The organism is Denitrobaculum tricleocarpae (genome assembly GCF_007004665.1).
Lineage (GTDB): Bacteria > Pseudomonadota > Alphaproteobacteria > Kiloniellales > Kiloniellaceae > Denitrobaculum > Denitrobaculum tricleocarpae.
The window spans coordinates 286,272-300,242 of the sequence record NZ_ML660053.1 but is presented as its reverse complement, the minus strand read 5'-3'; the positions used below and the strand labels follow the sequence as shown (position 1 = coordinate 300,242).

General features: G+C 59.9%; 14 protein-coding genes. 6 read left to right on the top strand and 8 right to left on the bottom strand.

Annotated elements, in window-relative coordinates; all coding sequences use genetic code 11:
- Nucleotides 1-177: 177 nt before the first annotated feature.
- Nucleotides 178-1,122, bottom strand: coding sequence for a DMT family transporter (locus FKG95_RS06260; RefSeq protein ID WP_142895471.1), 945 nt, complete (start codon nt 1,120-1,122; stop codon nt 178-180).
- A gap of 96 nt (nt 1,123-1,218) precedes the next feature.
- On the opposite strand from FKG95_RS06260, the gene FKG95_RS06255 reads away from it, so the two are divergent.
- Nucleotides 1,219-2,181, top strand: a complete 963-nt coding sequence (locus FKG95_RS06255) for a LysR family transcriptional regulator (protein ID WP_142895470.1) — start codon at nt 1,219-1,221, stop codon at nt 2,179-2,181.
- A 25-nt stretch (nt 2,182-2,206) separates the two neighbouring features.
- Here the strand turns inward: FKG95_RS06255 and FKG95_RS06250 are convergent, their stop codons facing one another.
- Together FKG95_RS06250 and FKG95_RS06245 are read right to left on the bottom strand one after the other, a co-directional pair.
- The gene (locus tag FKG95_RS06250) at nt 2,207-4,054 is read right to left on the bottom strand and encodes an ABC transporter ATP-binding protein (RefSeq protein ID WP_142895469.1); all 1,848 of its coding nucleotides are present in this window, start codon (nt 4,052-4,054) and stop codon (nt 2,207-2,209) included.
- A gap of 427 nt (nt 4,055-4,481) precedes the next feature.
- On the bottom strand, nt 4,482-5,432 hold the full coding sequence (locus tag FKG95_RS06245; protein ID WP_179953949.1) for a helix-turn-helix domain-containing protein: 951 nt from the start codon (nt 5,430-5,432) through the stop codon (nt 4,482-4,484).
- Between the two features lie 114 nt (nt 5,433-5,546).
- Between FKG95_RS06245 and FKG95_RS06240 the strand changes: the two genes are divergently transcribed.
- From FKG95_RS06240 to FKG95_RS06225, 3 genes are all read left to right on the top strand, one after another.
- Complete coding sequence (locus FKG95_RS06240) at nt 5,547-6,449, top strand: alpha/beta hydrolase (RefSeq protein WP_142895467.1); 903 nt, start codon at nt 5,547-5,549, stop codon at nt 6,447-6,449.
- A gap of 178 nt (nt 6,450-6,627) precedes the next feature.
- Nucleotides 6,628-7,047 (top strand): hypothetical protein, encoded by a 420-nt coding sequence (locus tag FKG95_RS06235; RefSeq protein WP_142895466.1) that lies wholly within the window; start codon nt 6,628-6,630, stop codon nt 7,045-7,047.
- A gap of 532 nt (nt 7,048-7,579) precedes the next feature.
- Nucleotides 7,580-8,221: a hypothetical protein gene (locus tag FKG95_RS06225; RefSeq protein ID WP_142895464.1), complete on the top strand. Its 642-nt coding sequence runs from the start codon at nt 7,580-7,582 to the stop codon at nt 8,219-8,221.
- A gap of 2 nt (nt 8,222-8,223) precedes the next feature.
- Here FKG95_RS06225 and FKG95_RS06220 read toward each other — a convergent pair whose 3' ends face one another.
- The gene (locus tag FKG95_RS06220; RefSeq protein WP_142895463.1) at nt 8,224-8,754 is read right to left on the bottom strand and encodes an RICIN domain-containing protein; all 531 of its coding nucleotides are present in this window, start codon (nt 8,752-8,754) and stop codon (nt 8,224-8,226) included.
- 415 nt (nt 8,755-9,169) lie between these two features.
- Here FKG95_RS06220 and FKG95_RS06215 point away from each other — a divergent pair, with 415 nt between their 5' ends.
- Nucleotides 9,170-9,919 (top strand): SDR family oxidoreductase, encoded by a 750-nt coding sequence (locus tag FKG95_RS06215; protein ID WP_142895462.1) that lies wholly within the window; start codon nt 9,170-9,172, stop codon nt 9,917-9,919.
- 47 nt (nt 9,920-9,966) lie between these two features.
- Here FKG95_RS06215 and FKG95_RS06210 read toward each other — a convergent pair whose 3' ends face one another.
- A complete protein-coding gene (locus FKG95_RS06210; protein ID WP_142895461.1) occupies nt 9,967-10,344 on the bottom strand; it encodes a tautomerase family protein in 378 nt (125 codons plus the stop codon).
- A gap of 110 nt (nt 10,345-10,454) precedes the next feature.
- On the opposite strand from FKG95_RS06210, the gene FKG95_RS06205 reads away from it, so the two are divergent.
- Nucleotides 10,455-11,312, top strand: a complete 858-nt coding sequence (locus FKG95_RS06205) for a LysR family transcriptional regulator (protein ID WP_142895460.1) — start codon at nt 10,455-10,457, stop codon at nt 11,310-11,312.
- Here FKG95_RS06205 and FKG95_RS06200 read toward each other — a convergent pair.
- The 3 genes from FKG95_RS06200 to FKG95_RS06190 all read right to left on the bottom strand — a co-directional run bounded on the left by FKG95_RS06200 (nt 11,309) and on the right by FKG95_RS06190 (nt 13,915).
- Nucleotides 11,309-12,364 (bottom strand): adenylate/guanylate cyclase domain-containing protein, encoded by a 1,056-nt coding sequence (locus FKG95_RS06200; protein ID WP_142895459.1) that lies wholly within the window; start codon nt 12,362-12,364, stop codon nt 11,309-11,311. The two genes, FKG95_RS06205 and FKG95_RS06200, sit on opposite strands and share 4 nt — an antisense overlap.
- Complete coding sequence (locus FKG95_RS06195) at nt 12,354-12,728, bottom strand: group I truncated hemoglobin (RefSeq protein ID WP_142895458.1); 375 nt, start codon at nt 12,726-12,728, stop codon at nt 12,354-12,356. The genes FKG95_RS06200 and FKG95_RS06195 overlap by 11 nt, the downstream gene beginning before the upstream one ends.
- A gap of 221 nt (nt 12,729-12,949) precedes the next feature.
- Nucleotides 12,950-13,915 carry a class I SAM-dependent methyltransferase gene (locus FKG95_RS06190; RefSeq protein ID WP_246116703.1) on the bottom strand — a complete coding sequence of 322 codons (966 nt, stop codon included), beginning with the start codon at nt 13,913-13,915 and terminating at the stop codon, nt 12,950-12,952.
- Nucleotides 13,916-13,971 lie beyond the last annotated feature (56 nt).

Below are 13,971 nucleotides of genomic sequence, written 5' to 3'. Positions count from 1 at the left end.
CTAGCCCCTTAGAGCGCGTCATGTTTTAACGGAAACACTCCGTGTTTTCGCTAAAACATGTGAACCCGCTCTACATCATATAATAAGAGCAGATTCACCGGTACGACGGATCGCCGAAGGCGATTCCATCTAAACCGGATCTGCTCTGGCCCGACCTTCCCCTTCGTTTGCGTCCGGTCATTTGCGCACGGCGATGACCCCGGCGACCACGATCAGCGCGATACCGATCAGGCTCATTCCGTCCGGCACCTCGGCGAAGAAGACAAAGCCCCAGATCACGGCAAAGCCGACATAAGCAAAGTCGAAGGTCGCGACCACGGAGGAGGGTCCGGACTGGTAGGCGACTGCCGTGCCGATGCTGGCCACCAGCACTGCGAGGGTGAGAAGAAGAATGGCGAGGACCTCGCCGCCCGCCATAGGCGCCCAGACCGGGGAGAGAAAGGACGCGGCAGAGGCCGTGCCGCTGAAGCCGCCGGTGATGCCGCCGGTGATGCCGCCCGCCAGGGTCGCGATCCCGCCCACCGCGATAAAGGCGAGATTGAGCGCACCGGAGAGAATCAGCGGATGCTCGTCCCGACACTTGGTCCGGGTCAGGATCATGGCCAGCGCATAGAGCATGGCCGAGAGCAGGGGCAGCAGAGCATAGAGATTGAAGTCGCCCGCCGTCGGCTTGAGCACGAGACCCACGCCGCCGAAGCCCAGCCCGACCGCGAGCCAGCCGAGCGCGCCGACCCGCTCCCCGACGAAGAGCGCCGAGAAGAGCGTGATGAAGATGGGCAGGGTGTAGTAAGACGCGGCGGCGATGGAGAGCTGCAGATGCGGCAGCGACGCATAGTAAGCAACCCACATAAAGACCAGCATCAGACTGCGCGCCGCCGTCCAGCCCAGGGCGCGCGGTCTCAAGGGCGTCCGGCGGAACCGCACGCGCAGGAGGATCAGCAAAAGCGGGACCGCGAAAAGGGAGCGCAGCACGAAGATCTGCCAGAGCACCAGATCCGTGCTGACCCACTTGATCAAGGCGTCATTGAGCGAAAGCGTCAGCACGGTCACCAGAATGACGGAGACGGCGAGCTTCAGATTATCCCGCGGGGCTTGGGTTTGGGTATGCGATGCGGCAGTCATGGGTCCTCAGGCTTTTGCGTAACTTCGCATTAAGCCTATATTTCCGTAAGCCACTGGGTAAATTTACTTCTCATCCGAAATACATTACTGTGAGTTATGAAAAATCTGAGACGCAGCCTGCCGCCTCTCGCCAGCCTCCTGCCCTTCGAGGCCGCGGCGAGACTGGGCAGCATCACCAAAGCCGGGGCCGAGCTGGGCCTGACCCAGGCGGCGATCAGCAAACAGATCCGGGCGCTGGAGGAAGATCTGGGCGTGGCGCTGTTCGAGCGGCGCAACCGGGCGGTCCATCTGACCCAGGAGGGCCGGGAGCTGGGCCGCCGGGTCTCGGAGGCTTTCGAATCCATCGGTGCTTTCGCCGAAGACCTGCGCCAAAGCCACAGGGAGGGCGAAGTGGTCCTGCGCTCCCAGCTCTGCGAGGGCCTCTACTGGCTCCTGCCCCGCCTGTCGGATTTTTATCAGAAACACCCGGAGGTTCCCGTGCGGGTCTCGACCTCGACCAGGCCGATCAGCGAGAGCGAGGAGCGCTTTGACCTGGCCCTGCAGACCAGCGGGCGGAACAGCGGCAACACGAAACTGGCCTTCACCGCCTCCGACGAGATCTTTCCCATCTGCAGTCCGAAATATCTTGAAACGCTGCAGGCGTCTCGGTCCGTCCCTGCCCGGCAGGACTCCTCTCCGTCGGGCCCTTCCGATCGAAACCTCCCTCTCGACATCGCCCTCGTCCCGAAACTGCGCCTGCTGCACCACAAGGTCGAGCCGCAGGACTGGATCGACTGGGATGCCTGGCTGGAAAAGCTCGAGACCGGGATGCACGTGGGCCACAGCGGTATCGTCTACGACAGCTACCCCCTGATGATCCAGGCGGTTCTCGAAGGACACGGCGTCGCGCTGGGCTGGCGCCGGACTATCGAGCCCTACCTCAGGAGCGGCAGCGTCCTTCGCCCTTTCGCGGAGAGCCTCTACCTTCCGGACGGACTCTCGATCTATCGGCCTGCCGGCTGGCAGTCGCGCAAAGGCACGTCGGTTTTGCTGAAGTGGCTGGAAAGCGAGTTATCATAACCCGGCTCTCCCCGTCCACGCCGGCTCATCCCGCCTCGGCCACCTCGTCCATCCCCAGGAAGCCGCCGGACTGACGCTCCCAGAGGCGGGCGTAGAGTCCGCCCTGGCGCAGCAGTTCCTCGTGGCTGCCCTGCTCGACAATACGTCCGTGGTCGAGCACCACCAGCCGGTCCAGGGCTGCGATGGTCGAGAGCCGGTGCGCGATGGCGATCACGGTGCGCCCGGCCATGAGGTTTTCCAGCTGCCCCTGGATCGCGGCTTCGACTTCGGAATCCAGGGCCGAGGTCGCCTCGTCCAGCACCAGGATCGGCGCATCCTTCAGGATCACGCGGGCAATGGCGATCCTTTGCCGCTGTCCACCGGAGAGCTTGACGCCCCGCTCGCCCACATGGGCGTCGTAGCCGCTGCGTCCCTTGCGGTCGACCAGATCCGGAATGAACTTCGCGGCCTCCGCAAGCTCGGCCGCACGACGCATTTCGGCGTCGCTGGCATCGGGGCGGCCGTAGACAATGTTGTCGCGGATCGAGCGGTGCAGCAGCGAGGTGTCCTGGGTGACCATGGCGATGTGACTGCGCAGGCTGGCCTGCGTCACCTGGGAGATGTCCTGGCCGTCGATCAGGATCCGCCCGCCCTCCAGGTCGTAGAAGCGCAGCAGAAGATTGACCAGGGTCGACTTCCCGGCGCCGGAGAGTCCCACCAGCCCGACCTTTTCCCCCGGCCTGATATCGAGCGAGAAGTTCTCGATGACGCCGCTGTCCTTGCCGTAATGGAAGCGCACCCTGTCGAAGCGCAACGCGCCCTGGGGCACTTCCAACTGGGCGGCGTCGGGCCGGTCCAGAACCTCGTTGGGCTGCGAGATGGTCTCGACGCCGTTTTCCACGGTGCCGATGTTCTCGAAAAGATTGGTGACCGTGCGCAGGATCCAGCCGGACATCTGGCTCAGGCGGATGACCAGACCGATGGCGATGGCGATGGCGCCGACCGTGATGCCGCCGTCGAGCCAGAGCAGGATCGACTGTCCCGCCACCGCGGTCAGCAGCAGCGAGTTCAGCAGCATCAGGATGGCGGTCATGCCGAAGATCGAGCGCATCAGCCGGCGGAAGGCATGGGTGTGCCGGCGCATGGTCTCGCCGGTGAATTCGTCCTCCCGCTCCGTATGGGCGAAGAGTTTGACCGACTGGATGTTGGTGTAACTGTCCACGACCCGTCCGGTCAGGGCCGAGTTGGCCTCGGAGAGCGAAGCGGCGCGGTTGCGCACCGGCGGCACCATGAAGATGATCACGGCCACATAGCTCGCCATCCAGAGCAGGATCGGCACCATCAGGCGCCAGTCCAGGCCGGAGAAAAGAAAGAGCGTCCCGGCCAGATAGATCACCAGCAGCCAGACCCCGTCGATCACGTTGATCACAGCCTCGCGCAGGGCATGACCGGTCTGCATGACCTTTTGCGCCACCCGCCCGGCGAAGTCGTTCTGAAAGAAAGACAGGCTCTGGCGCAGCACGTAGCGGTGATTGCGCCAGCGCACCCGGTTGGTCAGCCCCGGCGAGAGCGTGAGGGTGATCAGCCCCCGGGCCACCAGCGTCGCGACCGGCCGCACCACCAGGGCGACAAAGGCCATGAGCCACAGCATGGTACCGTGGGTTTCCATGAAAGATTCAGGCTCGGTCGACGCCATCCAGTCTACGAGAACACCGAGAAAAGCATAGAGCGCCAGATCCGCCATCGCCGCGATCCCCGAGACCAGCAGGGTCAGGGTCAGGAGCCCCTTGATGGGCAGGAGATAGTGTTCGAAAAACGCTTTGACCCGCGACGGCGGCTGCACGATGGCGGCCGGCGCGAGGGGATCGAAAAGGCGTTCGAAAAAGGCGTACATGGATTGGCTTTCTGTTGGTTTCCTGGTGTTGGTTGGTGTTGTCTGTCGGACGAAATTTCACGGTCTTTTACGTACCGCTGAGATGAGTCGCGGTCTCAGCGGAGAAACGGCTGCTCTAGGCAGCAAAGCCCCCGACGCAGGCCGGAGACTGAAAGACAGCCGTCCGGCAAAGGTCTGAAACGAATATAAGATGAAGGCACCGGAAGGGCGAGCCCGGCACTGAAATGACACTACCACAGGCGTTGCGGATTGTCGAACAAATCCGGAACACGCTGCGCTGGGAAAGAGTCCGCGCGATGCTGTTCCTGCCAAAGCGGGCGAGCGGTACCTGAGCCAGCTGGGCGTCGGTGCAGTCAAAAGTCCGGAGTATGTTTTACTTTGAAGCGCTTGATGTCGCGAACCTGAACCAAGGGCGACTTTTCGTATATTACAGGATGTTTCTATGATCTTCCCGAAAAGCCCTGGGGCTGCATCCGAACCGGAGTTTGAAGCTGCGGCTGAAGTGAGCCGCACTCGAAAAACCATGGGCAAACGCAATCTGCGTGAGTGACCCGCGCGCGCTGGCGGGTGCCTGAAGCATCTGCGCCACAGCATCGAGCCGCTTGCGCAGAATGCGGGAGCGGACAGTTTCCGTTTCGTCTCGAAACAGATGGTGAAGATAACTCACGGAAATTCCGACAGAGGCGGCAAGCTCCGGAGGGCCGAAATCGGGATCGGCCAGTCGCGCATCCATGGCACGGTCAATGCGGTCGAGCAGAATCCGCCGCGGCCGTTTGGCTACGTGCCTTTGTGGTTGGGCGAGAAGCGCGACTTCGCCGATAAGCGAGTCTGCCAGTCGGGCAAATGTCGAGTTATCGAGGCTGCCGATCACCTGTTCCAGTGCCAGAACCCTGTCTCTGAGAAGCCTGCCCCAACCTGCTGAGACATTGATCAAACCCGTATTCAGCCTGTCTGACCCACCGAGCGCGCGCAGCCTGGAACGGCTTACAAAAAGTGTGGTTTTGCTGATGGCAGTGTGGGCGCGGAACCGACAGGGGCGTGACGCATCCCAGATCATCATATCTCCCGCACCAAGCGTGACCGCGTCCCCAGAGTGCAAGACCTCCTCGTGACCTGAACGCAGCACTAAAACTCCATAAAACGCATCGTCGTTCTGCCCAATCTCGCGGCTTCCCCGGGTGCCGTGACAGGGGTCACAAGCACAGTTGACGACGGAAAAGTCTGTATCGCTTCGAGATGAAAACTCGGCGTGGTACCTGCCCGAAACCGTGATTTCGGGTGGACCCAAAGACCAACTGAGATGCGATGCATTTAACCCATCGGCCCAGGCGTCATATTGTAAGCCCGTCTTCAAGGTGGCTGTGGTCCAATGGCGCAATGTCGAACCCTCGCATCCCCAGTGTGGTCTCAGGATCAAGTAATAGGGCACGCGCTGTCAAGCATTGGCCCGCAATTCAGAACAAACTGCGGGGCACAGAAATGGGAGGATCACATGAAAACTGACGTGACATTCAAGACCGAAGACGGCACCGAACTTGCCGGGTGGTTTTACCGGGCCGCACCGACGCCGGCACCTTGCGTCATCATGGCGCATGGGTTTTCGGCCACCAAGGAAATGCACCTCGCCGGCTTTGCCGAGACATTCCAGCGCGCCGGGATGAACGTTCTGGTATACGACAACCGCAACTTGGGACAGAGCGGCGGAGAGCCACGCGGGGAAATTGACCCCGACCAGCAGATCGCCGATTACCGCGACGCAATCACATGGGTGCAAGGCATCGAAACGGTGGATGCGGCACGCATCGGGATCTGGGGGTCGAGTTATTCTGGCGGTCACGTTCTGGTGGTGGCCGCAAAGGACAAGCGCGTAAAATGCGTCGTCAGTCAGGTGCCGCTTGTCTACGGGCTGGAAAATGCGCAACGGCTTGTCCGTTCGGACCATTGGGCGGGTTTGCGAAGCGGATTCGCCGCAGATCGTGCAGGCCGTTTGAAGGGGGAGCCGCCGCTGCGGCTTCCTGTCGTTGGTGAAAATGAGGGCGACCCCTGCGCCTTGCCGACCGACGATAGCCGCGCGTTTTTTCAGGGGCTATCAGATGCCAATCGCGGCGCATGGGTCAACGAGATCACCCTGCGCTCGATGGAGCTCTTTACCGAATATGAGCCGGGAAATTGGGTCTCCAAAATTGCACCGACCCCTTTAATGCTGGTTGTCGGTCGCGACGACCACCTGACACCTGCCGATCTGACATTGAGGGCCTATGAAAATGCGATGGAGCCCAAAAAGCTCCTGATACTGGATTGCGCGCATTTCGAAGCCTACACTGACGGTCCCTTCGAGATTTCTGCGCCAGCCCAATGCGCCTGGTTCGCAGAACACCTTGGCGCTCAGTCGTAATATCGAGAAAAGCCAGACCGGGAACATTTGATTTGAGGCGGTCGGTGCGAAGAGTCTCAACGCCGACCGCTTCTCACTTACTGCAAAGAACTTGCTGCGATGGGTCGCAGTGCGAAAATCGAAGTTACGGATCGGACGTGGCTACTCTTGCCGAAAATAGTTTCGTAAAGTCATTCCCATGATCTCATCGCTCAGCGAAGTCCGGATAGCGGCCGGCAACAACGCCGACCTCTGCGCCGCCATCATGGGCGCGCAGGGATTGCGCTTTGCGCGCGACCGATCGACATTCCACAGCCTCGACGCACCGCCGCCTTACTACCCTCAGGTGGTCACGCTGCAACCGAACGTGAGCGCGCAGCACCTGATGAATATTCGTGATTCGTTGGAAGCAGGGCTGCAGATATCCTCAATCAAGGACAGCTTTGCGGACCTGGACTATGCCGCGCTCGGGATGGTGGTTCTCTTCCAGGCCTCATGGATTTGGCACGACGGCGGGTACGAGAAGATACCGGAGGCCTGGCGGCAGATTCGCGAACCTGCCGAACTCGCCGCCTGGTACAGTGCCTGGTGCACCGCCGGATCTCCACCGATCAGGTGATCTTTCCACCCGCCGTTCTTGACGACCCCAACCTCATCTTCCTCGCACGCGGTTCCGGCTCCGCCATCGACGCCGGTTGCGTCGCAAACCTCTCGAACGACGCGACCGGATTGTCGAACGTCTTCTCAGCGGCGCAGGATCACCAAGTCTTTGCCCAAGCCACCCAAGCCGCTTCGGCACTACGGCCAGGCTCCCCTGTCGTGGGCTATGAATCCAGCTCGAGACTTGCGGCGGCAGAGTCCACTGGCTTTCGGAACGTGGGAGACTTGCGCGTTTTGGTGCGACCGAGTTAGCAAAGCCGGAGTCGGCAGACTTGTCCCTTTGACTTCGGATAAGAATGGTGGCAATCGGCCCAGAGCTGCTATTCACAATAGGCTTTGGATGATGCGGCCGCGTTCCCAAAAGCTTTCATTCGCTGCTAGCGCAAAATCGGACATCAGCTTCAGGTCCGCTCCGCGGACTTTGCTGCCGTTGACGATTGACAAGCATGGCTGCAAAGTAGGCGTTTGTGAAATAGCGGACTGTTTTTACTATGGCACCAGAATCGCTTTTTGCATTGCTGGAAGCAACAAAGATCATTCATCCAACTTCGATTCGCGAACTTAGAGTGTCCAATGGTACAGTTGTTATGGAACTTGGTGGATTTCCATGGTGGCTACCCTTCGAAGAAGCCAAGAGCATAGGCAACTCTTCAGCAATCATAGAATTTACTTCTGTTTCCCGAGCAAGACTGACCGAGTCTTGCCTCACTTCTGATCCTTTTAAAGAAGACCTTGAAAACTTCAATATCACCAATTTGGCGCAAGCGGCTTGGAACAAAGGAGGTTCTGCTGAAGTATTTTGTTCGGAGCCGGTTGAAAACCCAATTTCATTGTTAACTTCACTGGACCGCTTCCTAATAGATAACCAGTGCCCCTTTCAACATTCGGAGTTCTTCCACTGCGGTGAGATCATCACAGATTTCATTAATCTCTCCAAGTCGAGCGCGTTCCAAATGGCGAAGGGGCCCAGTGCCGTTTGCGAATTCGTCTCCAAAGAGCTCAGTACGCAAGATGTGAAACACACCATCACAAGGTCACCAATCTCATATGTAAAAGGGTATTTGATCCAATGGTGGGACGGGTTCTTGATATGTGAAGACGCGAAGATTTCATGGAGCGTCAATGAAAGCTGACGTCACCTCCACGCGGACAAAAACAACGGAACCTCCGCGCAGTCTTCCATGGTCAGGGTCCGCCAGCGGTGGGTCGGGCTATAGGTCCGGTCTGCGTCGGGGCCGGCGGTCAGGCAGAGACTGGAGTCTGTTAAACGCAGCTGGTTGTTGGCGGTGCGCTCGAATTTTTGGAACTGATCGGCCTGCAAAAAGCTCTCGTTCGTTCCGCAGGGGCGGAGCATGACGGGGACGCCCGGAAGGACAGACCAAACCCCGAGAGCGGTGACGCAGGCGTCGTAGGCGGGCATGTAGATCCGGCCGTCCCGTTCCTCGGCGATCCGGTCGACACTCCTTCTCTCCGGCAGGCAATTGTGCATCACCAGGGGAAGGTCGGTGCGTGCGGTCTGACCGACGCCGGGCACGTCGATACAGTATCCTTCACCGGGAAAGTCGAGGTCGTCCAGCAGGCGCATCTGCGGGCTGGTCTGATCGGCAAGCGCCGGCAGGCTCGCGGCAAGGAACAGGCTGACGGCGGATTTCATGAGTCTCATCATGGGCTTCTTTTTCCTCGAACCTTTCCCCTGTTCCCGGATTCTTTCGGGTGTCGTTATTCGCAGAGCTGCACAGCCTGTTTTACAGCGAAGTGCGCTTTTTTACCGAATCACAAGATTTCAAAATTTGCGCCCGTGAGAACCAGTCGGCGAGATCAGCAGATTGCTGATCGAGAGGCAGCGAGTTTTGAAGCTGTATAAGCGCACTTTGCTTTGAATGATCACGACACTGCGTGAATCAAGCGGGCAGAGCCGCTATGAGAATTTCTCACAGGGCCTGGTCGATAACTTCGCTTCAGCCGGCCTCGCGCGCGCGATAGCTTGGGGCCGTAGCATGATCGATGCCTGCCCGCGCCAAAGCCTGCGGATAGCAGAGATTCTGGGTTTCCGTCGGCAGAAAAGAAGAGCGCAAAGAAATATGTCAGACATCAAGGTGGCCATCGTGACCGGAAGCGGTCAGGGGATCGGGCGCGGCTGCGCCATCGAGATGGCGAAAGCCGGATACAAAGTCTCCCTCATGTCGCCGTCCGGGCGCAGTGTCGAACTGGCGAAGGAACTGGGCGGGCTGGGGCGCAGCGGCTCGGTGCTCGACGCCGGCGATCTGCGGGCCCTGGTGGAGGAAACACTGCAGGAATACGGACGCATCGATGCGGTGGTCAGCAACATGGGTCATGGCGGCTCGGTTCCGGAGGCCATCAAGACGGTGGGTTTCGATGCAAACTTCGACGGGCCTCTGCTCGAACTGCCCGACGACCTCTGGCACGAAAGCCTGGATATGTATGTGCTGAGCGTCGTTAAGCTCGCGCGGCTGGTCACGCCCGTCATGATCGAACAGGGCGGCGGCGCCTTCGTGAACATCTCCTCCATGAACACTGTCGAACCCCGCGCGCCCTACCCCATGAGCATGCTGCGCGCCGCTCTGCATTCCTTCTCCAAGCTTTACGGAGACCGCTACGCCCGGCACAACATCCGCATGAACAACCTCATGCCCGGCTTTTGTGAAAACGTGAACCTGTCGGACGCCGCATTAAAATCCATCCCGGCGCAGCGCCCCGCGAGCTTCGAGGAGATCGGTCAGGCCTGCGTCTTCCTGGCCTCCGAGAGCGCGCGCTACATCACCGGTCAGGCCCTTCTCGCCGACGGCGGCATGAATCGGGGGGTGCGGTGAGATCGCCTAAGCGAAAAGAGATACGCAGCTTCGGGTGCGGTATAGCATCAGGCAGGTTGCGCGAGACTGTGACCGGCCCACCAGTTCTCCCGGGGGCTCTCGACAATATTCACGAAAACATCCTCTGACCGGATACCGGGATTGTCGGCAAGCAGCTCCGCAAGCTTCTCGAAGAACGCCAGCTTTTTCTCAGCCGCGCGGCCATCGAAGGTAATAATCCGGAAGTAGACCAGATCCGCGCTGCGGGTGACGCCGTAAGCGCTCCCATGCCGGAAATTCGCCGCGTCATGCTCCGTGACCGTCATGAACTGATCGTCTTCGGGCACATTCAGGCTTTCGCGCATCGCCTGGTAAAGGCTGTCGCAGATCGCCCGGCGATAGCTTTCCGGCTTCCCGGCGCGCAGTGAAATTTGACAGAGCGGCATTGCGGATCCTTTCCATAAGTTGATGGTCCAAACTGCAGTGACGTCAATTTAAGTGGCGCGCAGTTATTTGTGTATTATATGATTAAATATTTCAGTTATAACGATATGCAATGATAGAACGTGCACTCGATTTGGACGCTGTCCAGGCTTTCGTCCGCATCGCCGAACTCGGCAGCTTTACCCGCGCGGCCGAGGCCTCGCGGACAACCCAATCGGCGGTCAGCCTGAAGCTGAAGCGGCTGGAGGAGCGGCTCGGCTGCCGTCTGGTTGAACGCACGCCCCGGCGTGTGGAGCTCTCAGCACAGGGTCTTACCTTCCTCGCCCACGCCCGCAAACTTCTGGAGATCCAGGAACACGCCTTCGCCGACTTCACGGCTGTCCGGCAGCGTCTGATCATCGGCATCAGCGACCATGTCGCGGGGCCCGAGCTTCCCGCGCTGATCGCGCGCATGAATGCGCAGGATCCGCAGATGGTGATCGAAATCCGGATCGGAACCACGGGCGATCTGCTGCAAAGCTACGACCGGCGGGAGCTCGACGCGGTCATTGTTCGCTTCGACGCGGGACGGAACGACGGCGAGGTTCTGACGGAAGAAAAAATGGGCTGGTTCGCGGCACCGGACTGGACGCACCCGGCGGGCGAGCCCTTGCCGATTGCCACCATGGCCGAACCCTGCGGTGTGCGGATCATGGCGCTTCAGCTACTCGACGAGGCGGGCGTGCCCTGGCGGGAAAGCTTCGTCGGCGGCGGCGTCACGGCGGTGTCCGCCGCCGTTATGGCCGGGCTCGGCGTCTCCGCCCTGGCGCGGCGCATGCTGCCCTTCGGCGCCGTCGAGGTGGGTCCCAAGCTCGGTCTTCCGGCCTTGCCCCGCCTGCCGGTTCTGCTGCATTCCAGAGTGAAGGATGACCGCTCGCGCGACGCGCTCACAGCTCTCGCGGCCGCCTTCAGGAGCGCGGTGCAGAGCTAAGTCTTCGGTGGCGGCGCAATCTTCTTGCTGTCGTGCAGGCGCCAGACTTCCTGGGCCGGGAAACCGCGAATGTCCCGCTCGCCGAGGCGGTCGATTTCGAAGTCCTCGCGCAGGTTCTTCGCAACTTCGTCCTGGACGGAGATCTGCATGGGTTCGGAGAATTCCTGCAGCCGTGTCGCCAGATTCACCGCCGGACCAAAGATATCGTAGACGTACTTCTGAATGCCCACGACCGAGCCGACGACCGCCCCAGACGCCAGGCCGATCCGGCAATGCCACTGGTGCGGATGGCTCTTGTTGCGCCGCTCCAGATAGCGGATGAAGCGGATCGCGGTGTTCGCCACGGCCTTGGAGTGATCGGGCATCGGATCGGGCAGGCCCGCGACGGTGATGTAGGCATCGCCGATGGTCTTGATCCGCTCGCAGCCGAACTGCTCTCCGATGCGGTCGAAAGCGCTGTAGATATCGTTGAGTTCGGTCACTGTCACGCTGGGGTCGGTGGAGGCGACCATGTCGGTAAAGCCGACGAAATCCAGCATCAGAACCGAAATGGGATCATAGAGCTGCGGTGTGACAACACCGAAAGCCTTGAACTCTTCGTAGACCGAACGCGGCATAATATTGAGCAGCAGCTTCTCGACCTGCTCCTTCTCGCGCTTGATCTCGCGGGTGTTGCGCTCGACCATCATGGAATAGGAATCGATCATCGATTCCAGTTCGCGGATGCGGGTGATGTTCTGGCAGACCAGCACGACAAGCTGCTGTTCGCCCTCACTGGCCGCGGTGAACTCCACCGCGATCACCATGTTGCGGCGCTTTTTCTTATGCCTGATTTCCGCGGTGTAGCGTCCGTCGCCGTTCAGCCCGGCGTTCAGCGCCGCGACGTCCAGTCCCTCGAATACGGCCGGCAGGGGATTGACGCCGACCTGGGCACCGAACCACTCCTCGAAAGTGTCGTTGTGAAAGTGAAAGTTCAAACTGCCGCGGTCAAGCAGTGCGACGCCGACACCGATCGCCCGTAACAGCTGTTCGTTGATGGCCTCAATCGACATGGGGTTGTCCCACGATATAGCTGCGCCGTTGTTCGAATTCCTGAAGCACGGTTTCCACATCGGCGGGTTCAACACCGTGATCGGACAGGGTGTCTTTCAAGACATCCTTCAATTCATCGAAGTGCGCATCGTGAATGTCCAGATGATTGTGCAATTGATGCAGCTGCTTGTCGCTGTAAGATGCCGGACCCCCGAGCAGGGAGGCAACGAATTTGGTCTGGTGATCGACCATCTTCGACATGTCTATATCGTCGAAAAACGGGCCGATTTCGTCGCTATCCAACAAAGTGTCATAAAACGCAAGAACCATCTTACTTACTTTCGAAAACCCGCCATATTTCTCAAAAAGAGTTTGTTGCGCCATTAATATTCCCCTCTTAATTGTCGGGCCTCGACTGGTTATTTACTGCATTCGCAATTTAGAGGATTTGGAATAACTGTAAAAGCAGCTTTCGGGTCTATTGAGGCCCGAGATGCCGCCAGGGTTCCTCGCAGACAGGGCGGAAAGCCCCCGACGATCGCCGGCGTCAGGGGCCGCCGCGGGGTAGAGATTGCTGACCCGGTTTAGCGCCTGGTGCCCCTGGCTTATCGTCTGGTTACAATCACTTCCGCGTACTCGGAGGGGACGATCATGGAACCGTCCGTCGCCTGGTTGAAGCGGTCGACCGCTGCGTAGATGTCATTGTAGAGGGCAATCTGTCCGCCTTTGTCGAGCGCCATAAAGGCCTTGCGCACCGGCCCGTAGAAGACCCGGAAGAACTCGATGAAATGCTCGGGAGAACGATAGCGGAAATTAAAGCTCTTCAGCTTCATTGTGATGTCCAGGGCGTCGGGGGAAAACTGCTCTTCAATCCAGTCCCCCGTCCCCCAGAGGGCGGGCGAAGAGACGCCGGCGGGCGGGGGAACGCGCTTGCCGAGAGTCTTGAAGAGCGTGCCGATAAAGCCCTCGGGCGTCCAGTTCGCCATGGCGATCTTGCCGCCGGAGCGGCAGGTTCGGATCATTTCGGCGGCGGACTGTTTCTGGTTGGGTGTGAACATGACGCCGAAGGTGGAAACGACGTTGTCGAAGGACCCATCGGCAAAGGGCAGGTCTTCGGCGTCGGCCGTCTGGAAAGCCACCTCCAACCGCTCTGCTTCGGCGCGCCTGCGCCCGCCGTCCAGAAGACTTTGCACATAGTCCGTGGAGGTCACATCACACCAGCGCCGGGCGAAAGCCAGCGTGGCATTGCCATTGCCCGCCGCGACATCCAGAACGCGGGATCCCGGCACGGGATTGACCGCTTCGGCCAGCTCCTCGCCGACGATCTGAAGAGTCACGCCGATCTTGGCATAGTCGCCGGAAGACCAGGCCGCATTCTGTTTGGATTTGATGGCCGAAAAATCAGGCGTCCCGGCTTCCAGCGCGGGAGCATCGACTGAAGTGCCGGTCGCAGGCAGGTCAGAGCTCGAGCTGGTCAGAACATTCGTACTCATTTCACTCTCCTTGGGTTTGGTGGAATTTGAAATACCCGCGAGCATGCGGATGGGGTGGGTAAAGCTGCCGATAGACATTGTTGTTTCCTCTTGCCGGACACCCCTGCCCGGGTTTCGGGCAGCTTCCGTTCTTG